The sequence below is a fragment of the Spinactinospora alkalitolerans genome (assembly GCF_013408795.1).
In the GTDB taxonomy this organism is placed as follows: domain Bacteria; phylum Actinomycetota; class Actinomycetes; order Streptosporangiales; family Streptosporangiaceae; genus Spinactinospora; species Spinactinospora alkalitolerans.
The window spans coordinates 5,056,880-5,077,091 of the sequence record NZ_JACCCC010000001.1 but is presented as its reverse complement, the minus strand read 5'-3'; the positions used below and the strand labels follow the sequence as shown (position 1 = coordinate 5,077,091).

Annotated in this window: 18 protein-coding genes; 8 read left to right on the top strand and 10 right to left on the bottom strand. The window is 71.9% G+C overall.

Annotated features, from left to right (window positions below; all coding sequences use genetic code 11):
- Positions 1-14 precede the first annotated feature (14 nt).
- Genes HDA32_RS22590 through HDA32_RS22580 form a run of 3 tightly spaced genes read right to left on the bottom strand, consistent with a single transcriptional unit; the run spans position 15 to position 3,527 of the window.
- Entirely contained in the window at positions 15-611 is a 597-nt protein-coding gene (locus tag HDA32_RS22590) for a cob(I)yrinic acid a,c-diamide adenosyltransferase (RefSeq protein ID WP_179645112.1), read from the bottom strand.
- A 34-nt stretch (positions 612-645) separates the two neighbouring features.
- Positions 646-2,142 carry a carboxyl transferase domain-containing protein gene (locus tag HDA32_RS22585; RefSeq protein ID WP_179645111.1) on the bottom strand — a complete coding sequence of 499 codons (1,497 nt, stop codon included), beginning with the start codon at positions 2,140-2,142 and terminating at the stop codon, positions 646-648.
- A gap of 35 nt (positions 2,143-2,177) precedes the next feature.
- Positions 2,178-3,527, bottom strand: coding sequence for an SLC13 family permease (locus tag HDA32_RS22580; RefSeq protein WP_246334455.1), 1,350 nt, complete (start codon positions 3,525-3,527; stop codon positions 2,178-2,180).
- Positions 3,528-3,643: 116 nt separating this feature from the next.
- Here HDA32_RS22580 and HDA32_RS22575 point away from each other — a divergent pair, with 116 nt between their 5' ends.
- A complete protein-coding gene (locus tag HDA32_RS22575; protein WP_179645110.1) occupies positions 3,644-4,345 on the top strand; it encodes a FadR/GntR family transcriptional regulator in 702 nt (233 codons plus the stop codon).
- 480 nt (positions 4,346-4,825) lie between these two features.
- Here the strand turns inward: HDA32_RS22575 and HDA32_RS22570 are convergent, their stop codons facing one another.
- The 3 genes from HDA32_RS22570 to nucS all read right to left on the bottom strand — a co-directional run bounded on the left by HDA32_RS22570 (position 4,826) and on the right by nucS (position 8,008).
- Positions 4,826-6,274: a M20/M25/M40 family metallo-hydrolase gene (locus HDA32_RS22570; protein WP_179646878.1), complete on the bottom strand. Its 1,449-nt coding sequence runs from the start codon at positions 6,272-6,274 to the stop codon at positions 4,826-4,828.
- Between the two features lie 280 nt (positions 6,275-6,554).
- Positions 6,555-7,256 carry a DUF1707 SHOCT-like domain-containing protein gene (locus HDA32_RS22565; protein WP_179645109.1) on the bottom strand — a complete coding sequence of 234 codons (702 nt, stop codon included), beginning with the start codon at positions 7,254-7,256 and terminating at the stop codon, positions 6,555-6,557.
- A 74-nt stretch (positions 7,257-7,330) separates the two neighbouring features.
- Positions 7,331-8,008, bottom strand: coding sequence for an endonuclease NucS (gene nucS, locus HDA32_RS22560; RefSeq protein WP_179645108.1), 678 nt, complete (start codon positions 8,006-8,008; stop codon positions 7,331-7,333).
- Positions 8,009-8,303: 295 nt separating this feature from the next.
- Between nucS and HDA32_RS22555 the strand changes: the two genes are divergently transcribed.
- Positions 8,304-8,690: an SCO5389 family protein gene (locus HDA32_RS22555; RefSeq protein WP_179645107.1), complete on the top strand. Its 387-nt coding sequence runs from the start codon at positions 8,304-8,306 to the stop codon at positions 8,688-8,690.
- A 270-nt stretch (positions 8,691-8,960) separates the two neighbouring features.
- Here HDA32_RS22555 and HDA32_RS22550 read toward each other — a convergent pair whose 3' ends face one another.
- Entirely contained in the window at positions 8,961-9,992 is a 1,032-nt protein-coding gene (locus HDA32_RS22550) for an LLM class flavin-dependent oxidoreductase (RefSeq protein ID WP_179645106.1), read from the bottom strand.
- Positions 9,993-10,160: 168 nt separating this feature from the next.
- Here HDA32_RS22550 and HDA32_RS22545 point away from each other — a divergent pair, with 168 nt between their 5' ends.
- From HDA32_RS22545 to HDA32_RS22535, 3 genes are all read left to right on the top strand, one after another.
- The gene (locus HDA32_RS22545; RefSeq protein ID WP_179645105.1) at positions 10,161-11,366 is read left to right on the top strand and encodes a 3-hydroxyacyl-CoA dehydrogenase; all 1,206 of its coding nucleotides are present in this window, start codon (positions 10,161-10,163) and stop codon (positions 11,364-11,366) included.
- Between the two features lie 87 nt (positions 11,367-11,453).
- Positions 11,454-11,771, top strand: a complete 318-nt coding sequence (locus tag HDA32_RS22540; RefSeq protein WP_179645104.1) for an Rv1322 family protein — start codon at positions 11,454-11,456, stop codon at positions 11,769-11,771.
- Between the two features lie 28 nt (positions 11,772-11,799).
- A complete protein-coding gene (locus HDA32_RS22535) occupies positions 11,800-12,531 on the top strand; it encodes an alpha/beta hydrolase (protein WP_179645103.1) in 732 nt (243 codons plus the stop codon).
- A gap of 124 nt (positions 12,532-12,655) precedes the next feature.
- Here HDA32_RS22535 and HDA32_RS22530 read toward each other — a convergent pair whose 3' ends face one another.
- Both HDA32_RS22530 and mce read right to left on the bottom strand, forming a co-directional pair.
- Positions 12,656-13,990, bottom strand: a complete 1,335-nt coding sequence (locus tag HDA32_RS22530; RefSeq protein ID WP_179645102.1) for a DivIVA domain-containing protein — start codon at positions 13,988-13,990, stop codon at positions 12,656-12,658.
- 466 nt (positions 13,991-14,456) lie between these two features.
- A complete protein-coding gene (gene mce / locus HDA32_RS22525) occupies positions 14,457-14,906 on the bottom strand; it encodes a methylmalonyl-CoA epimerase (RefSeq protein WP_179645101.1) in 450 nt (149 codons plus the stop codon).
- Between the two features lie 84 nt (positions 14,907-14,990).
- Between mce and HDA32_RS22520 the strand changes: the two genes are divergently transcribed.
- From HDA32_RS22520 to meaB, 3 genes are all read left to right on the top strand, one after another.
- Positions 14,991-16,178 carry an acetyl-CoA C-acetyltransferase gene (locus tag HDA32_RS22520; protein ID WP_179645100.1) on the top strand — a complete coding sequence of 396 codons (1,188 nt, stop codon included), beginning with the start codon at positions 14,991-14,993 and terminating at the stop codon, positions 16,176-16,178.
- 63 nt (positions 16,179-16,241) lie between these two features.
- Positions 16,242-16,790: a DinB family protein gene (locus tag HDA32_RS22515; RefSeq protein ID WP_179645099.1), complete on the top strand. Its 549-nt coding sequence runs from the start codon at positions 16,242-16,244 to the stop codon at positions 16,788-16,790.
- Between the two features lie 64 nt (positions 16,791-16,854).
- Complete coding sequence (gene meaB, locus HDA32_RS22510) at positions 16,855-17,799, top strand: methylmalonyl Co-A mutase-associated GTPase MeaB (RefSeq protein WP_179645098.1); 945 nt, start codon at positions 16,855-16,857, stop codon at positions 17,797-17,799.
- Positions 17,800-18,126: 327 nt separating this feature from the next.
- Here meaB and HDA32_RS22505 read toward each other — a convergent pair whose 3' ends face one another.
- Positions 18,127-19,812, bottom strand: coding sequence for a glycosyl hydrolase family 18 protein (locus tag HDA32_RS22505; protein ID WP_179645097.1), 1,686 nt, complete (start codon positions 19,810-19,812; stop codon positions 18,127-18,129).
- Positions 19,813-20,212: the final 400 nt, after the last annotated feature.

Sequence of the window (20,212 nt, the reverse complement as noted above, 5' to 3'; positions counted from 1 at the left end):
GCAGAAGAGGCGGCTCAGCGCTCTCCGCCCGGCTTCCAGAGGACCTCTCCGGTCGCCTGGCTGAGCGTGCGGCAGAGGATGAACAGCAGGTCTGAGAGCCGGTTGAGGTAGCGCGCGGTCAGCGGGTTGACCGAGTCGCCGTGCGCCTCGATCGCGCTCCAGGCGCTGCGCTCGGCGCGGCGGACCACCACCCGGGCGGTGTGCAGCAGCGCCGCGGCCGGGGTGCCGCCGGGCAGGATGAAGCTGCGCAGCTTCGGGAGGTCGGCGTTGTAGGCGTCGCAGGCCTCCTCCAGGCGGTCGATGTAGTCGGCCTCGATCCGCAGCGGCGGGAACTCGGGGTCCGGCACGACCGGGCAGCTCAGGTCGGCGCCGAGGTCGAACAGCTCGTTCTGGATCCGCACGAGCAGGGCGCGGACGTCGTCGGGCACCTCGCCCAGCGCCAGGGCCACCCCGATCGCGGCGTTGGCCTCTTCGGCGTCGGCGTAGGCCACGAGCCGCGGGTCGGTCTTGGACGTGCGGCTCATGTCGCCGAGCGCGGTCGCGCCGGCGTCCCCGGTGCGGGTGTAGATCTTGGACAGCACGACCGGCTTGTCGGTATCCCGTTTCGTCATGGGCCCACCCTACGAGGCGGCGGCGCGGGCGCCCTCACCCCGGCAGCCCCAGCCTCCGGTAGCGGTCGTGCCGGGCGGCGACGCGCACGGCGGGGTCGGTGTGCAGCAGGTCGGTGAGCTCGTGGCGCAGGACCGCGCCCATGCGGCGGCAGAACGCCTCGGGCTCGTCGGAGGCGTCGGCGTGCTCGGCGACGATCCGGTCCACGATCCCGTTGTCGCGCAGCTCGGTCGAGCGCACGCCCTGCTGCGCGGCGAGCTCGGGCGCCCGGTCCACGGTGCGGTGCACGATCGCGCTCGCGCCCTCGGGCGGCAGCGGGGACAGCCACCCGTGCTGGGCGCTGATCACCCGGTCGGCCGGGACCAGGGCGAGCGCGCCGCCGCCGGTGCCCTGGCCCAGCAGCACCGACACGGTCGGGGCCTCCAGGGTCACCAGTTCGGCCAGGCAGCGCGCGATCTGGCCGGCCATCCCGCGCTCTTCGGCCTCCTTGGACAGCGCGGCCCCGGGGGTGTCGATGACCGTGACCAGCGGCAACCGTAGCTCTCTCGCGATCCGCATGCCCCGCCGAGCCTCGCGCAGCGCGGCCGGCCCCAGTGGGCGCTCCACGCTCTGGCGGTCGCGGTCCTGGCCCAGCAGCACGCACGGGGCCCCGCCGAACCGGGCGAGCGCCAGCAGCAGCCCCGGATCGGACTCCCCCTCGCCGGTGCCGTTGAGGGGGACGACGTCGGTGGCCGCGTGGCGCAGCAGGGCGCGCACGCCCGGACGCCCCGGCCGCCGGGAGCAGACGATGGAGTCCCACGCGGGGACGTCGGGGATCGGCTCGTCGACCGGCTCCGGCCCTTCGGGCAGGCCTTCGGCCCGCGCCAGCAGCACGTTGAACGCGCGCTCGGCGATGGCGGGGACGTCCTCGGGCTGCAGCACGGCGTCGATCAGCCCGCTGCGGTGCAGGTTCTCGGCGACCTGCACGCCTTCGGGGAACGGCCGGTCGTAGAGCGCCTCGTAGACCCGGGGGCCGAGGAAGCCGATGAGCGCGCCGGGCTCGGCGACGGTGACGTGGCCCTGCGACCCCCAGGAGGCCAGCACGCCCCCGGTCGTGGGGTGGCGCAGGTAGACGAGGTAGGGCAGACCCGCGGCCTTGTGCGCGGCGATCGCGGCGGAGATCTTCACCATGGCCAGGAACGCCACGGTGCCCTCCTGCATGCGGGTGCCGCCCGAGGCGGGTGCGGCCAGCAGCGGCAGCCGCTCGGCCGTGGCCCGCTCGATCGCGACGACCAGCCGCTCGGCGGCGGCCACCCCGATCGATCCGGCCAGGAAGGAGAACTCGCACGCGATGATGGCCACCCGGCGCCCGCGCAGCAGGCCCTCACCGGTGATCACCGCTTCGTCGCAGCCGCTGCGCTCCCGTGCGGCGGCCAGGTCGGCCGCGTAGCCGGGATCTGGCCGCACGTCGACCGGCGGGGTGTCCCAGGAGGCGAACGATCCGGTGTCAAGGGTGCGGTCCAGCAGTTCGCGGGCGCTGGGGCGGCGGTTCACGGGCGGGCTCCCTTCCTCGTGGTCTTCTCGGTCGGCTACAGCCAGTTCGGCACGACCAGCACGCCCCAGGCCAGCAGCGGGCCGAGGAGGACGACCAGGCCGCTGTAGGCGAGCATCTGCTTGTAGAAGCGGTCGGGGTCGACGTCCTTGGCGTTGGCGAGCACCAGCGCGCCGTTGGTGGAGAACGGGCTGACGTCGACGACGGTCGAGGCGACCGAGAGCGCGGCGATCATGCCGACCGCGCCGATGTCCCCGGCGAGCAGGAACGGGACGGCCAGGGGGATGGTGACGCCGAGAATGGCCGTCGACGAGGCGAACGCCGAGACGACCGCGCCGATGTAGCAGAGCAGCAGCGCGACGAGCAGCGGGATCCCGAGCCCGGCGACGGCGTCGCCCACGTACTCGATCGTGCCGGCCTCCTCCATGACGCCGACGAAGGTCAGCACGCCGCCCAGCAGCAGGACCGTGGACCAGCTGATCTTGTTGACCGCGCCCTTCTGCGCCTTGGGGCTGAGCAGGGCGAGCAGCACGGCGATGCTGATGGAGACGAAGCCGACGTCGAGGTCGAAGCCCAGCGCCAGCACGCCCAGCGCCAGCAGGCCGACGATGGTGGCCGCCTGGTCGAAGCGGAACCCGCGGGGCGGCTCCTCGCTGCCCGGCTGGTCGGCGCTGTAGGCCGAGGAGCCGTGGCCGCGCACCGCCAGCCGCTCGGCGTTCTCCTCGTGCTCGCCGACCTTCACCTTCTCGCGGTCGTCGGCCCTCTTGCCGAGCAGGGAGCGGCCGCCCAGCGCGATGAACAGCAGCACGCTGATGCCCAGGTTGAACAGCAGGGTGGCGAGGAACAGCGTGGCCGGGCTGCTCTCCAGGTCGGTGCCGCCGACGATGCCGTTGACCGTGACCCCGTAGACGCTGATGGGCGAGAAGCCTCCTCCCTGCGCTCCGTGCACCACCATCATGCCCATGAGCAGGGGGTTGATCCCGTAGCGGGCGGCGAAGCCCAGGGCGATGGGGGCGATGATGGCGACGGCGGCGGGGGAGAGGGCGCCCATGGCGGTGAGCAGGGCGGTGATGGCGAACATGATCCAGGGGATGGCCGCCACCCGGCCGCCGACCAGCCGCACCGCGCCGCGGACGAGCAGGTCGACGGTTCCGTTGTTCTGCGCGATCGCGAACAGGTAGGTGATGCCCACCAGGGTCAGGAACAGACCGCCGGGGAAGGCGCCGAGGATGCCGTCCGCGTCCATTCCCACGGCCAGCGTGCCGACCAGGAACGCGGCGACGAACGCTAGCGCACCCATGTTCACGGGCAATACCGTGGCAACCACGAACATGGCCACCAGCGCCAGAATGGTGATGATCTCCGGTGACATAGAGGGACCGATCAATGACGAGATAATGGGGATGAGCCGTGATCATGTGAGGTAGGTCAATTGGCTCAGTGGCCTAGCCAATATGCCATTCGTCCTCTTTGTCAAGACGCACCGCCCCCCTGAAGGAGCCCATGCCCACGAAACGCAGCGCCCGTCCCCGCCCGATCGCCCGCCCCCGCCTCTACGAACAGTTGGTCGAGCGGCTCTGCGAGTACGTCCGCGAAGCCGGGCTGGCACCGGGCGACCGGCTGCCGCCCGAGCGGGAGCTGTCCGCCACGCTCGGGGTGAGCCGGGCCTCGCTGAGTCAGGCCCTGGTGGCGCTGGAGGTCCAGGGCGTCATCGACGTGCGGCACGGGGACGGCGCCATCGTCCGGCGGACCGTGGCCGAGGAACAGGTGCTGGCGCTGCTGCGGGACCGGCGCAACCGGCGGGCCGAGATCATCGAGGCGCGCCAGGCCCTGGAGGTCAAGCTCGCCGAACTCGCCGCCCAGCGCCGGGACCGCGACGACCTGGCCGAGATCGACGCCGCGCTGTCGGTCATGCGTTCGGAGGTGGCGGCGGGGGAGCGCGGCGTGCTGGGCGACGAGCGCTTCCACGCGGCGATCACCCAGGCCGCGCGGTCGCGGCTGCTGGCGCGGATGATGGCGGAGATCTCCCCGATGATCGCCGAGACCCGGGTGGAGTCGCTGTCGCAGCCGGGCCGGCCGGCCGCGTCGCTGGCCGGCCACGAACGCATCGCCGAGGCGATTCGGTCCGAGGACCCCCGGCGCGCCGCCGACGCGATGCGGTCCCACCTGCTGCTGGTCTCCGACGTCGAGTCCCTGCAGGACTGATCGGGTCGTGACCGCCGCGTTCGCGGGGCGGGACTTTTCCGGCCCGGACCCGCTGTGCCGCCGGCGGCGTGCGCGCACTGCGACGGCCGCCCCCTGTGCGAACCCGGTCGTCGAACATCGGTGAGCCCGCACGGCAAGGGGTGGACGACGTCGGTTGCACCCCGTGTCATCCACCCCGGCGGCCGTGAGAATGCCGTGGAGATCCGCCCGCTTTCGCACGTCGAACTTCGGATGGCCCCCGATGCTGCACCCGGAGCACCGACGGCATGTGGCCCGACCACAACAGTTCGTAGCTCGCTGACTCCTTAGAGTAGCAGCGCGGTGAAGCCGGTTCAGCCGTGATGCGCAACGAGATCCCTGGAAATTCTGGGAAGCCAGGCAATCCAGGCAATCCAGGCAGTCCGGGTGCCGTCCGCCGCCGGACACGACGGTGCCCCGCGGCGGGCGGACCGCCGCGGGGCACCGGATGCGGTAGGACGGTTACCGCAGCCAGCGATCGGCCTGGCGGTCGAACGCGATCTCCTGCTGGGCCTCCTGGGTCCGCAGCACGCCGTTCACGGGCAGCGTGCTGTCGGCGAAGGTCTCCACCGAGTGGGCCATGGCGTCGGACAATTGGTCCACGCTGTCCCAGTTGATGTTGTCGAGGTCGTCGGCGGCGGTGTGGTAATTCGGGTCGTAGTCCTCACCGGCGGTACCGCCGTAGTACTCGACCTGCTCCTCGGTCTTGGTTCCGTCGCCACCGCTGAACAGGCCGCCCGAGGCGATGCCGGCCTCCATGAAGGCGCTGTAGTCGGACCGCCCGCTGAACTCGGTGGGCTCGCTGACCAGGCCCCGTCCGGCGAAGTGGTCCTCGAACACCTTCTGGATCGCGCCGGAGCCCGACGGCGGGGCGATGGACCCGGGCAGCTCCCCGCGGCCGTCGTAGACGAACCGGCCGAAGTTGGGCGAGCCGATCATGTCGAAGTTCAGGTAGAGCGCGATCTCGTCCCGCTCGGCCTCGCTCAGGCCCTCCACGTACTCGGTGGAGCCGATGAGGCCCTGTTCCTCGGTGCCCCAGAACGCGAAGCGCACCGTGTTGTTGATCCTGCCGAGCTTGCGCATCTGCTTGGCGGTCTCCAGGACCGCCGCCGAGCCGCTCGCGTTGTCGTTCATGCCCGAGCCCTCCTCGACGCTGTCGAGGTGGGCGCCGACGACGACCACGTTGTCGTCCCTGCCGTGCCGGGTCTCGGCGATGATGTTGTAGGAGGACTCGGTGCGCACCTCGGAGTCGACCTTGACGTGCAGCTCCAGGTCATCGCCCGCCGAGGTCAGGGCCTCTCCCACCGCCACGGAGGCGCCCACGACCGGGATCGCGCTCAGGTTGGCCACGGTGCCGTTGATGGGGCCGGTGTCGCCCTCGGTCGCGCCGTGGTTGAAGATCACGACCGCCGCGGCGCCCGCGTCGGCCGCGTTGACGGCCTTCTGCTCGAACGTGCAGGTGCCCCGCTGGACGACGGCGATCGCGCCGTCGGGGAAGTCGGCGAAGTCGCCCGGCTCGCAGCCGCTGTCGGCGCTGTCGGCGTCCACCGGGACGCCCGGAGCGGTGACGTCGCCGGCCCCGGAGTACGACATCGTGATGAAGTCGTCCCCGTGCGCGAAGTCGCGCGCCTCGGGCGCGGTCTGGGCGAGTTCGGCCGTGCTGTTCTCGACCCAGGCGTCGAACTCGTAGGTGTTCTTGACCGGTTCGTACCCGGCGCGCTCGAGCTGGTCGATGACGTACATCGCGGCCACGTCGTAGCCCGGGGTGCCGTGGGCGCGGTTGCCGCCGTTGTAGTCCGCGATCGTCTGGAGGTTCTCCATGTGGGCGCGGATGTTGTCGGTCTTCACCAGCCGGGGCAGCCGGCCGTCGTCCGCCTGGGCCGCGGGTGCGAAACCGACGCCGAACGCCATGGCCGCGGCGAGGCCGACGGCCAGTCTTCGCTTCGCCTTGTGGGCAGGTCGCGGGGATCGTCCAGATGCTGTGCGCACGATCGTCCCTCCTGACGGGCGCCCGCCTACCTGGGGTGATGGGACGGACGCGAAATGTGCGAGGTCGGAGTGCAGCTTGTCACCCGGTGATGGCCATGAGCAAGAAAGGGCGTGCGCGGTTGCCACAATCAGCCAAAGCCTTACGCGATCACCGGACCGTGTGGTGTGATGGAGGATTTCCGGCGAATCGGGATCTTCGGAATCAGTCGCCCGAATCGAGTTCCTTGGGCTTCTTGTCCTTGGCCTGCTTCTGGTGCTTGCGGGGCTTTCGGGTGACACCGATGCCGCCCATGAGCGCGATCCCCACGACGTGCACGACGGGCGCCCCGGGCTCGACGACGCTGCTCGGCTTGCCGTCGGTGCCGTAGGCGCCCATGATGCCCACCCCGTTGACCCGCACCTCGATGTCGTCGGGGACGACGATCTCCATGCCGCCCATGATCACGTTGGCGATGATGGTGACCTCTCGCCGGACGAAGCGGGCCTCGCGCAGGTCGATCTCGATTCCGCCCATCACCGCGAAGGCGTGGTAGGTGCCCGGCACCACCCAGTTCCCGCTGCGCTCGGCGCCGCCCATGATGGCCAGGGAGAAGTGGCCGCTCGGCGGGGCGTCCACGACCCGATCGCTGCCGTACACCGGTCGCGGGGACGCGAAGGACGCGGCGGGGTCGGCGGGCGGCGCGCTCCCGGCCGAGGCGTCCGGCAGGTCGCTGGTGATGGGCACCAGTTCCCCCAGAGTCTTGGAGCTGTAGACGGCGTCCAGGCGCTCGGAGTGCTCGTCGGGGCTGATCCGGCCCTCGGCCAGGGCGTCGCGCAGCCGCGCGGCCACCTGGTCGCGGTCGGTGTCGGAGGCGCGCATCTCGCCCGGGCCGGGCGCGGGGGAATCGTTCACGGTATCGACCATAGCCCCGAGTCTGGCCGCGTCTAAGCTCCCGGCAATCCGGGAACGACCCTGAATCCTCCCTGATACGGGCCGGTTCAGAACAGTCTGGGGATGTCCGGCTCGATGCCGCGGAGGGCGTCGTAGTCCAGGGTGACGCAGGAGATGCCCCGGTCGGTGGCGAGCACCCGCGCCTGCGGCTTGATCTCCTGGGCGGCGAAGACGCCGCGTACCGGCTTCAGCGCGGGGTCGCGGTTGAGCAGTTCCAGGTAGCGGGTGAGCTGCTCGACGCCGTCGATCTCCCCGCGGCGCTTGATCTCCACCGCCACGGCGCCGCCGTCGCCGTCGCGGCACAGGATGTCCACCGGGCCGATCGCCGTGGGGAACTCGCGGCGGACCAGGACGTAGCCGTCGCCCAGCGTCGTGATGTGCTCGGCCAGCAGCTCCTGCAGGTGGGCCTCGACGCCGTCCTTCTGCAGGCCGGGGTCCACGCCGAGTTCGTGGGAGCTGTCGTGCTGGACCTCCTCGATCGTCAGCACGAGCTTCTCCCCGGACTTGCCGTGGGTGACCGTCCAGACCGCCCCGCCGTCCTCGCCCTCGGCCTCGCGGACCGTGCACGGCGGGTTCATCCAGTTCAGCGGCTTGAAGGCGCGGTCGTCGGCGTGGATGGACACCGAGCCGTCGGCCTTCATCAGGATCAGCCGCGGGGCCATGGGCAGGTGGGCGGTCAGCCGGCCGACGTAGTCGACGCTGCAGCGGGCGATAACGAGGCGCACGGGAGGCCACGCTACCGGTTGCGGCCCGCCGGTTCACATCGTGCGGCCGGGCGGGCGGAGGCGGGGGTGGTGCGCGTCACAGTCGCGGGGGCGAGGGAGTTTCGGCGTTTCGCTGACGTGCGACGAAAATGAAAACTATTTTCATATAACGCGGAGGGTAGCCATGTGTGGCCTCCGCGTCCCGTGACGCGTCGCAGAACGGGATCTAACGTCGCAACAGGTGCGCGGGGCCCACCGCCGACAACGGCGTCGCGGCCCGTCCCGCTGCCACCGGCCACTTTTGGAAGGGACTTACATGTCGTTGACGGTTTCCCCCGAACTCCTCGAAAAAGCCCGGCAGGGGCCGGTCGAGGACGCCGACTTCATCGCCTGCATCCGCGAATCCCTGCCCTACGCCTGGGGCGTCGTGAGCGGTCTGGCCGATGAGGCGCGGGCGTCGGACGCCGACTACGAGGCCAACGAGGTGCCTCCGCCGGGCGAGGCCGAACGGGGCCAGTTGCTGCGCCTGCTCGCCAGTGACGCGATGCGCGACGCAGTGGAGCGCCACTTCGGGATGCGGCTCGCCTTCCAGAACTGCCACAAGGTGGCACTGTTCAAGCCCGGCGCCGACGCGGCGTACGAGCAGTTCGTCACGCCCCGTGCCCAACTGCTCAACCAGTCCCCGGAGCTGGTGGACTGCTGAGTTCCCGTTGCGCGGAGCCGGCCGGGCCGAGGTCCGGACTTGAGCTCTAACCTCGACCCAAGATGAAAGTGGCGTGCGGGTGGGCGATTCTCTCGCGTGGCCGTCAGGCCCGTGGACGGAGAAATCGCCCACCCGCGCGCGAAGCGGACCCGCCACCTTCGGTGCATACCGACACCATGGTTTCGACCTGGCGCCCAAGCAGACGGCATGGGTGGCGCGGCTCCGGGTCGATCCCCGCGGGACCTTCGGCCACACGAGAGGATCGCCCGGTCACCGCGGATCCCTCCTTCTTCCGCGCCACAGGGCCGCGCGCACCCTCGGCAGGACCTCGGCGCCGAGCCGGGCGATGTTGTCGAGGACGGCTCCGGGATCGCCGGCGGCCTCGACCATGAGGATGATCTCGGCCGCCCCGGTCGCGCGGGCGTGCGCCACCAGCCGCTCGGCGCAGTCCTCCGGCGAGCCCACCGCGTGCGTGTCGCACAGGAACCGCGCGTACTCCTCGGGGTCCTTGCGCCGGCGCGGCCGCCCGTCCACCGTCACGTAGCCGGCCAGCCCCGGACCCAGCCACTCCGGCATCGCCCCCAGCACCGCCTCGCGCGCCCGCTCCCGCGAATCGGCGACGTGGGCCAGCCCCGTCACCACGTGGCCGCGGGCGGCGCGGTCTCCGGCGAGCTCGGCGTACTCGGCGATCCTCGCGGCCTGCTCGGCCGGCACCCGGTCCATCCCCAGCAGCAGCGGCAGGCCCAGTCGCGCGGCCAGTTCGAGGGTCGGCGCCGAGGAGGCCGCGACCACCACGGGCGGGTGCGGGCGGGTGCGCGGACCGGGCACGACCTCGACCTCGCGGAACCCGAACGTGGTGCCGTCGGCGCGTATCCGCCCGCCGCGCAGCGCCCCCAGCAGCACCTCCAGCGCCTCGGGGAAGTCCCGCTCGTAGCGTTCCAGGCCGGTGCCGAACACCTCCAGGTCCACCCACGGCCCGCCGCGCCCGACCCCCAGCCGGAACCGGCCGCCGGAGAGCTGGTCCAGCAGGTTCGCCTGCTCGGCCAGTGCCACCGGGTGCTGTGTGCTGAGCACGCTGACCGCGGTGCCCACGCCGATCCGCCGGGTGCGGCCCAGGACGAAGCCGGCCATCGTGACCGCGGAGGGGCACACGCCGTAGGACATGAAGTGGTGCTCGGCCAGCCAGACGTCGTCGAACCCCGCGGACTCCGCGGCCACGGCGGCCGCCAGCGTCGACTCCAGTACCGAGGTGTGGTCCCGCCCCGGGAACTGGGCGGCCAGCAGGAAGGCTCCGATTTTCATGTTCACATTGTGTTCGCCTCGCGCCCGCGCCGCCCGAGAAAACGGCGGAAACGGCGGACCCGTCCTGCGCGGGCGGGGCGCCGGCCCGCGACAGCACCTCCCGCGGGCCGTGCGGCGCGGCCACCCGGCAGCGGACGGGCCGAGGGACACCGTTTAGGGTTGGGTCCCATGGTGCAGGAATTTGACAAGGTCGGAGTGGTCGGACTCGGAACCATGGGCGCCGGCATCGTCGAGGTGTTCGCGGGCGCCGGTTTCGAGGTCACCGGCGTCGAGATCGACGAAGAGGCGCTGCGGCGCGGCCGGGCCCACCTGGAGAGGTCGCTGGCCAAGGCGGTGGACCGGGGCAGGCTCAGCGAGGAGGACCAGAGCTCGATCCTGGGGCGCGTCACGTTCTCCACCTCGCGCGAGGACCTCTCCGACGCCGACTTCGTGGTCGAGGCGGTCCCCGAGCGCGTCGACATCAAGCGCGACGTCTTCGTCGACCTGGACCGGATCTGCCCGCCGGGCACCATCCTGGCCACCAACACCTCCTCGCTGTCGGTCACCGAGGTCGCCGCACTCACCCAGCGCCCCGGCAAGGTCATCGGCCTGCACTTCTTCAACCCGGCCCCGGTCATGAAGCTCGTCGAGGTGGTGGGCACCGTCATCACCGAGCCCGGTGTCCTCGACGTGGCGACCGAGGTCGCCAAGCGCCTGGGCAAGACCCCGGTCGCCGTCACCGACCGGGCCGGCTTCGTCGCCAACGCGCTGCTGGTGCCCTACCTGAACCACGCGGTGTCGCTGTACGAGCGCGGGGTCGCCTCCCGCGAGGAGATCGACACCGCCATCACCAAGAGCGCCGGGTTCCCCATGGGGCCGCTGACCCTGCTCGACCTCGTAGGGCTGGACGTGTCCCTGGCGGTCATGGACGTGCTGTGGGCGGAGTTCCGCGACCCGCGCTACGCCGCGGCCCCGCTGCTGCGCCGCATGGTCGCGGCCGGCCTGCTCGGCCGAAAGACCGGCCGCGGGTTCTACGACCACTCCGGCTCCGACGACCCGGCCGAGCAGCTCCCGGTCGGACCGATCGCGCAGTCGGTGCGCGACAAGGAGCACGACTTCGACCTGGCCGACATGCTGCTGGCCCCGCACATCGACGACGCCGTGCGCATGATCGGCGACGGCTACGCGACGGCCGACGACGTCGACACCGCGATGCGCCTGGGCTGCGGCTACCCCAAGGGCCCGATCGAACTCCTCGACGAGCGCGGCGCCGGTTCGGTGGCCGACGTCCTCGGCGGTCTGGCCAACGCGGCGCTGAGCCCGGGCTACGCCCCCGCTCCGCTGCTGGCCAAGCTGCTGCGCGACGGCAGGGAGACCCTGCGCGGCGACTCCTGACCCGCGGGCGGGGGTTCGGCACCGCAACCGCCCGCTCACCGGCACTCGGATTCGGGGCACCTCGCGATCCCTCGTACCCTGGGGGACGTGAGTCCGCGCCGCAACGTCCCTCGCCGCAAAGGGGCCCGCAAGCAGTACGGCGACGACGAGGAGTCGTTCATCGCCCGGATCACCGGGGGCGAGCGGCGGGAGACCGGCCCCGACGGCGAATGGGTGCTCCGCCGCATCAGCGGCGCCGCGGCGATCAAGCACTACCGCTGCCCCGGCTGCCACCAGGAGATCCCGCCGGGCATGCCGCACGTCGTGGCCTGGCCCTCGCACAGCAAGGGCGACGACCGCCGCCACTGGCACTCCTCCTGCTGGGACAGGCGGGCCCACCGCTCGGTCCGCCACCCGCGGCGCTAGCCGACCGATCACGACCCCACGAGGAGCCATGGACATCCGCGCCAGTACGGTGCTGCCGGCCGAGCGCCGCCCCGTCACCCTGCACACCGCCGACGGCCTGGAGCTCGTCGGCGAACTCGCCCTGCCCGCCGGGACCGCTCCGGTGGCGACCCTGGTCTGCCTGCACCCGCTGCCCACGGCCGAGGGCATGATGGACAGCCACGTTCTGCGCAAGGCGTCCTTCCGGCTGCCGGCGCTGGCCGGCGTCGCGGTCCTGCGCTTCAACACCCGCGGCACGACCTCCCGGCACGGCACCAGCCAGGGGGAGTTCGGCGACGGCGAGACCGAGCGCTACGACGTCGCCTCGGCGATCGAGTTCGTCGAGTTCGAGGGGCTGCCCCGGCCGTGGCTGCTGGGCTGGTCGTTCGGCACCGAGCTGGCCCTGAAGTGGGGGTGCGACCCCGAGGTGGAGGGGGCGATCCTGCTGTCGCCGCCCCTGCGCCGCGCGGGCGACGCCGACCTGGACGTGTGGGCCGCCTCCGGCAAGCCGCTGGTCGCGCTGGTTCCGGAGTTCGACGACTACCTGCGCCCCGCCGAGGCCGAGGAGCGCTTCGCCCGCGTCCCTCGGGCCGAGGTCGTCGGCGTCGACGACGCCAAGCACCTGTGGGTCGGCGAACCCTACGTGCGCACCGTCCTCAACGAGGTGGTCAGGCGCGTGGCCCCGGAGGCCCACCCGCTGCCCACCGAGTGGGAGGGCGAGTACGAGCGCGACACCCTCTGACCGCCGCCGATCTTGACCTTGGGTTTCAACCTCGGCCCCGGGATGGAGTAGGCGGGAAAGGGGCCCGATCCGCATCGGATCGGGCCCCTTCGCTTTCGCTACTCTCGACGGTGGTCCGGAGGATCTACTCCTGCCACCAGTCCTCGTCGTCGGCGGCCTTGCCGGACTTGGCGGCCACGGGCTGCTTCTGGCCGCCGCCGTTGCCCTGCTGCTTCGGGGCGCCGTTGCCGTTGTTGCCGTTGGCCTCGATCGCGGCCGGCTCCTCGGCGGCGGGGGCCGCCTGCGGGGCGGGCGCGGCGGAGAAGTCGCCGCCGCCACCGCCGCCACCGCCCAGCAGCTGACGGAGCTGCTGCAGGTGCGACTGGATGCTGTCGCGCTGGCGGGTGAGCTCGTCCACCTGCTGCTGCGCGCTGGTCATGATCCGGTCGGCCTCGGACCTGGCGTCGTTGACCAGGTGCTCGGCCTTGGACTTGGCCTCGCCGCTGATCTGCTCGGCGTTCTTCTTGGCGTTGGCCACGAGCTGCTTGGCATGCTGCTCGGCGTCGCGGCGGGTCTGCTCGGCCTGGGAGCTGGCCTTGGTGGCCCGCTGCTCGGCGCTGGCGGCCCGCTCCTCGGCCTCGGCGACCAGCTTCTGCGTCGCGGCCTGGGCTGCGGCGAGGCGTTCGGCGTCCTGGCGCTCGGCCTCCTCGCGGCGGCTGGCGAGCTGGATCTCGAACTCGGCCTCGTCCTGGGCCCGCTTGGCCTCGCTCTCCTCGACCAGCCGCTGGGCCTGGGCGCGCAGCTCGTCGGCCTGGCGCTTGGCGGCCTGCAGCGTCTCGTCGCGCTCACGCTTGGCGGAGGCGCGGGCCTGGGCGCACTCGCGCTCGGTGGTGGTGCGCAGCTTGGCGATCTCACCCTCGAACGTGGCGCGCTTCTCGGCGATCTCGTGGTCGACCGTGGAGCGCTTCTTCTGGACCTCGCGCTCGGTGGTGGAGGTGAGGTCGTCGGCCTCGCGGCGGGCGGTGGTCCGGATCTCCTCGGCCTCGCCCTCGGCCGAGGAGCGCATCTCGTCGGCGTCGCGCTGGGCGGAGGTGCGCAGGTCGGTGGCCTCGTTCTCGGCGGCGGCGCGCATCTCCGCCGCCTCGATCTTGGCCGCGGCCTTGAACTCGTTGGCGTCGGTGCGGGCGGCCTGCACGAGCTCGGTCGCCTGCTCCTCGGCCAGCCTCAGCAGCTGCTCGATGCGGGCGCCCAGGCCGGAGTAGGTGGGGCGCTCCTGCTCCTGCAGCTGGCGCTTGACCTCGGTGAGGTTGTTCTGGGACTGCTGCGTCTCTTCCTTGGACTTGCGCAGAGATCCCTTGAGGCTCTCGATGAAGGTGTCGACCTGCTGCCGGTCGTAGCCGCGCAGAACCGTGTCGAACTCGGTCGGTTGAGGGCTTTCCTCGAAGAAGTTGCTGAGCTGGGCGTCAATATCGGACGGCATGTGGCGGAATCCTGAACAGGTTACGAGACGGCTACATTACGGATGTGTTCGTTTCGAGTTAGGGCGCGGGCGTCACAGCGTCCGGCTGAGGTCATGACTCACGCCTCAATCCGGCGATTACTCCCTGGGAGGGTACTCCGGGACATCGAATCGCGTGGTGCAGTTCGCTCCATTGATACGGAGCGTCGACTCTCGGACGGGGACGTGCTTCACGGCCAACCCGAATCGATGGGCCTGAACCGGCGGGGGGACAGGGGCTGCGTCCAAGTGCGTCCTGGACGCAACTTGGCAGCTAGCAGACTTTATCAAGCCACTGGCGGCATGGAAGGGTTTTTGCGGACGGAAGCTGGGATTTCGGTCTCTTCGGGTGCGCCGAGACGTGCACGAACATGAAATTGTGACGGTTCAGTTACACATTTCTTCCTGCCGTCGTCATCCGCGGTTCGTCCGCCGTCCGCCCGTCGGCTCAGCGCTCCCCGCCGTCGCCGCCGGTCGCCCCGCGCGCCTGCACCAGTTCGGTGAGCACGCCGCCGCAGTCCTTGGGGTGCAGGAAGGTGATCAGGGAGTCCATCGTCCCGTGCCGCGGCTCGGCGTCGAGGACGCGCACCCCGCGCCCGCCGATCGCCCCCGCGGCGCCGGCCACATCGGAGGTGCCGAACGCGACGTGGTGCACGCCCTCGCCGTTCTTGGCGAGGAACTTGGCGACGGGGGAGTCCTCCCGCGTCGGCTCCAGCAGTTGGAGGTAGCTGGCGCCGCCGTCGTCGGTGCCGTTGACCCGCAGCATCGCCTCGCGCACGCCCTGCTCCTCGTTGACCTCTTCGTGCGCCACCTCGAAGCCGAAGGCCGTGCGGTAGAACTCCGCGGTCGCGTCCAGATCGCGGCAGGCGATGCCGACGTGGTCAATACGGGTGAACACGGTGTCCGACCTCCTGGAAGGCGAGGAAAAGGCGTATATGTATGGTGGCAGATCAGGTCGGACACACGTACGGAGGACCCGCCAATGCCCGGTTCTGTCATCGTCAGTGGAGCCCGGACGCCCACGGGGCGGCTGCTCGGATCACTGGCCGGCTTTGAGGCCGTGGACCTCGGCGCGACCGCCATCCGCGCCGCGCTGGAGCGCGGCGGGGTCACCGGTGAGCAGGTCGACTACGTGATCATGGGTCAGGTCCTGCAGGCCGGCCAGGGCCAGATCCCCTCCCGGCAGGCCGCCGTCAAGGCCGGCATCCCGATGAGCGTCCCGTCGCTGACCGTCAACAAGGTGTGCCTGTCGGGCCTGGACGCGATCGCGCTGGCCGACCAGTTGATCGCCGCGGGCGAGTTCGACGTGGTCGTCGCCGGCGGCATGGAGTCGATGACCAACGCCCCGCACCTGCTGCCCAAGTCCAGGCACGGCTACAAGTACGGCTCGATCGAGGTGCTCGACGCGACCGCGCACGACGGCCTCACCGACGCCTTCGAAGGTGACTCCATGGGCGCTTCGACCGAGCGCCACAACGCCCGATTGAACATCACCCGCGAGCAGCAGGACGCCTTCGCCGCGCGCTCCCACCAGCGGGCCGCCGCCGCGATCAAGGACGGCCGCTTCGACGCCGAGATCACCCCGGTCGACATCCCGCAGCGCAAGGGCGAGCCCAGGGTCTTCGACGAGGACGAGGGCGTGCGCGCCGACACCACGCCCGAGTCGCTGGCCCGGCTGCGCCCGGCCTTCGCCGAGGACGGCACCATCACCGCCGGCTCCTCCTCCCAGATCTCCGACGGCGCCTGCGCGGTCGTCGTGATGAGCCGGGCCAAGGCCGAGGAGCTGGGCTGCGAGATCCTCGCCGAGATCGGCGCGCACGGCAACGTCGCCGGTCCCGACAACTCGCTGCAGTCCCAGCCCTCCAACGCGATCAAGCACGCGCTGGGCAGGGCCGGGCTGCAGGTGGCCGATCTCGACCTGATCGAGATCAACGAGGCGTTCGCCAGCGTCGCGGTGCAGTCCGTGCGCGACCTGGCGGTGTCGGAGGACATCGTCAACGTCGACGGCGGCGCCATCGCGCTGGGCCACCCGATCGGCGCCTCGGGCGCCCGCATCGCGCTGCACCTCGTCCACGAGCTGCGCCGCAGGGGCGGCGGGCTGGGCGCGGCCGCGCTGTGCGGCGGCGGCGGCCAGGGCGACGCGCTGCTGTTCCGGGTCCCGGCGCAGTAGTCCCGTGACCGGCCCCGGACGTCCGGCTTCCCGCCCGGCGCCCGGGGCGCTAGCGTCACGGTGATGACGACGACACCGAGTCCCGAGCCCCTCCCCGAACGGTCCCTCAACGCCGCCGAACGCGCGGTGGTGCTCGCCCGCACCGCCTCCGAGCGGGACGTCATGGAGGCCTTCCTCGACTACCTCCGCTCCGCCGTCGTCGGCAGGGTCGCGGGGCTGTCCGAAGAGGACGTCCGGCGCCGCCTGGTCCCGTCGAAGACCACCCCGGCCGCCCTGCTCCGCCATCTCGCGGCGGTGGAGCGCAACTGGTTCCAGCACCACCTCGCCGGGCTGCCGCGCGACGAGGGCGACATCACCGCCGAGGGCGAGGACCTGACCTGGGAGCCGGCCGAGGACGACACGGTGGCGTCGCTGACGGCGGCCTACGAGCGGGAGTGCGAGCGCTCGCGCGCGACGGCGGCCCGATTCGACCTCGACCGCGTCGTCCCGCACGCCGAGCTGGGCGAGGTATCGCTGCGCTGGATCTACGCGCACATGATCGAGGAGACCGGTCGCCACGTCGGGCACGCCGAGATCCTCCGCGAGCAGATCGACGGCTCCACGTCCACGTGACCGGGGAGGCCGACGCGCCACCTCGGCGTGCGCGGGGACCGGCCGCTTGCGATACTCGGCTCCCATGAACGTCTCCGAACTCGTCGAGCGCACGTTGCGGGGCGACCGCCGCGCCGTCGCGCGCGCCATCACCCTGGTGGAGAACGCCTCACCGGAGCTGCGCGGCATCATGGCCGGCCTCGCCGCGCACACCGGGCGGGCGCGCGTCATCGGGCTGACCGGATCACCCGGCGTCGGCAAGTCCACCTCCACCAACGCCCTCGTCGCGGCGCTGCGGGGACGCGGGGAGAGCGTGGGCGTGCTCGCCGTCGACCCGTCCTCGCCGTTCACCGGCGGCGCGCTGCTCGGCGACCGGATCCGCATGCAGGAGCACGCGGCCGACAGCGGGGTCTTCATCCGGTCCATGGCCAGCCGGGGCCACCTCGGCGGGCTGTCGTGGGCGACGCCGCACGCGCTGCGGGTCCTGGACGCCGCGGGCTTCGACACGGTCCTCGTCGAGACGGTCGGGGTCGGCCAGGCGGAGGTCGACATCGCCGGGCACGCCGACACCACGCTCGTGCTGTGCGCTCCCGGCATGGGCGACAGCGTGCAGGCGGCCAAGGCCGGCGTGCTGGAGATCGCCGACGTCTTCGTGGTGAACAAGGCCGACCGCGAGGGCGCGCACGTGACCGTGCGGGAGCTGCGCCAGATGGTGGCCCAGGTCGACCGGACCCCCGAGGAGTGGAAGCCGCCGATCGTGAGCACCGTGGCGGCCAAGGGGGAGGGCGTCGGGGAGCTGCTGGAGCGGCTGGACGAGCACGACCGGCACCTGCGCGCGACCGGGGAGCGCGAGCGGCGCAGGCACGCCCGGGCCAGGGAGGAGGTCGTCGGGATCGTCCTGGCCGAGCTGCGCGCCCGGACCGACGACCTCGGTGGCCGGGCCGACCTCGACCTGCTCGGCACGCGGGTCGCTGCGGGCGGCCTCGACCCCTACACGGCGGCCGACGAGATCCTCAAGGCATTGGGCTAGTCCCGATGCCGGGTGGTTGAGCCTGGGGAGCCGGTGCCGACCGGTGCCCCACAGGTCTCCCTGTGGTCGAGCAAGGCCGGCAAGACCGCGGTCAGCGCGCCGGCGGTGGCCGCGCGAGAGGTCTCGCCCAGCTCTTTACGCGCCAGAGCCCGGCCACCGGACCCGCAACGCCCCTCGACGACCCACCCCGCCCATTCCTTGACTTCACGGCATTGGGGCCGGTCCTGAGCCGTTGCAGGCGGGGCGGCCGATCGGACGGCAACGGGGGAGGCGGCGCGGAATCCGTGCCGCCTCCCCCGTTGATGTCTCACGGCGGGCCGGTGCGGGTCACCCGCGTCCGTTCAGTTCTTCGTCGAACGCCCTGACCAGGCTGCCCTGCTCGTCGTCGCCGTCCAGCGACCAGGTCATGACGCCGGCGAGGCCGGCTTCGCGCGCCCAGGCGGCCTTCTGCGCGATGGCCGTCGGATCGTCGAAGTTCCAGAACTCGGTGCCGTCGTAGAGCCAGGCGGTGCCCGCGTGCTCGTCGCGGTACAGCTCGAAGCCGTCCCGACCCACGTACTCCTTGAGGACCTTGTAGTCGTTGAAGCCGGCCTCCCACACGCCGGGCGCGGCGCCCGCGGCGTCGCCCCACAGGCCGTTGCCCTGCGGGCCGGGTTCGACGCCGGTCCAGCCGCGGCCGTAGAACGGGACGCCCATGACCAGGTCCTCGGGTTCGGCGCCGCGGTCCAGGTAGGCCTGGACGACGGTCTCGTAGCTGCGCGGGGTCGCGGCCGGGTCGCCCTCGGGCACCCGGACGTTGGACTGGTGCCCGGCGATCGGGGCCCAGGCGCCGGAGAAGTCGTAGCCCTGGACGTTCATGAAGTCGAACTCCTCGACGAGCTCGTCGACCTCGTATCCGGCGTCGATGGCGCCGGTGTCGGCCGGGACGAAGGCCGTCAGGTCGAACTCGCGGCCCTCCTCCTTCTCCAGCGCGTCGAGCTGGTCGCGGAACTCCCGGACGAGCGCGGTGAAGTTCTCCTTGTCCTCGGGCCGGATCACGTTGCCGGGCTCGCCCGGGGTGCCCGGCCACTCCCAGTCGAGGTCGATGCCGTCGAAGAGGCCCGCTGCGGCCCCGTCGCCGCCGGCGCCGTTGAGTTCGGGGAGGTTCCCGCGCAGGTACAGGTCGATGCACGACTCCACGGCGGCTTCGCGGTTCTCGGGCAGCGCCGCGTCGGAGAAGTGGTCCGACCACGCCCAGCCGCCGATGGCGATGCTCACGCGCAGACCGGGGTTGGCCTCCTTCAGCTCGCGGAGCTGGTTGAAGGTCCCGCGCAGCGGCTGGTCGGGGTCGTCGGCGACGCCGTCGACGGAGTCGGCCGCGCCGTAGACCCGCCCGTAGTCGGCGTGCGCGTCGCCCTGGCCGTCCTCGTCGGTCATGAAGCAGCGGCCGTTCTCGTCCAGGTTGGCGAACGCGTAGTTGAGGTTGGTGAGGCGTTCGGCCTGGCCGCTCTCGACGAGGTCCTTGACCGGGTAGCCGCGGTCTGCGGCGCCCCATTGGGTGAAGTAGCCGACCTGGCGGTACTCGGGCTCCTCCGGCGTCCCCTGGCAGGGGTCGCCGTTGACGGTGCACTCGGTGAAGCCGGTCTCGCCGCCGGAGAAGACGCCGTTGTAGCCGAACGTGTAGCTCTCACCGGCCGGGACGGTGGCGCCCCAGCGCGGCGGGGTCGCGGTGTAGCCGCCGGAGTCCGGCTCCAGGGTCGCGTTCCACATCTGGTGGACCTTCGCGCCCTCGGGGAGCGCGAACTCGATGGTCCAGTCCTCCAGTGGGGCGCCGGTGTCGTTGGTGACGGTGATCTCGGCCTGGTAGCCGCTGGGCCAGCGCGCGTTCTCGGTCTGGGTGACCGTGACCCGTCCGTCCCCGGTGTCGGCGCCGGCCGTTTCGGCATGGGCGAGGGGAGCGAGGGGGATGAGCACGAGCGCTGCGGCCGCCGTGGCGAACCGTGCGGGGGATCGGGTGGGGCGGGCGATGGGCATGCTGCGGTCGTCTCCGTCCTGACGGGGAACTGGCTGTCGGGGAACTCTGCTGCTGGCTTTTCGCGGTCGGATGGATGACCCGGGAGCGCCGCGGCGCGCGGCGTCCGGTGTCGGTCACCGCCCCCTCGTGGCGGACGTGTGTCCGGGGCGGCCTGGAGCGGGCCGTGCGGAAGAGTGAGCGGCGGCGGACCCGCCGCACCGGGTCCGCCGCCGGGGAGGCCGGAGGGGGAAGAGGCGTTCCCCTCCGGCTCCCGTCCTTTTCACGGTCCGGCCTCGCGCCGCGGGAGGCCGACCGTGCCGTTCTGCCGTCCACTTCGGTTGGGGCGCCGCGCCGGACCGCGTCGTGTGCGGTCCGGCGCGGCGCACTTGGTGCGACGGCGGGCCCGCCGTACCCGAACCC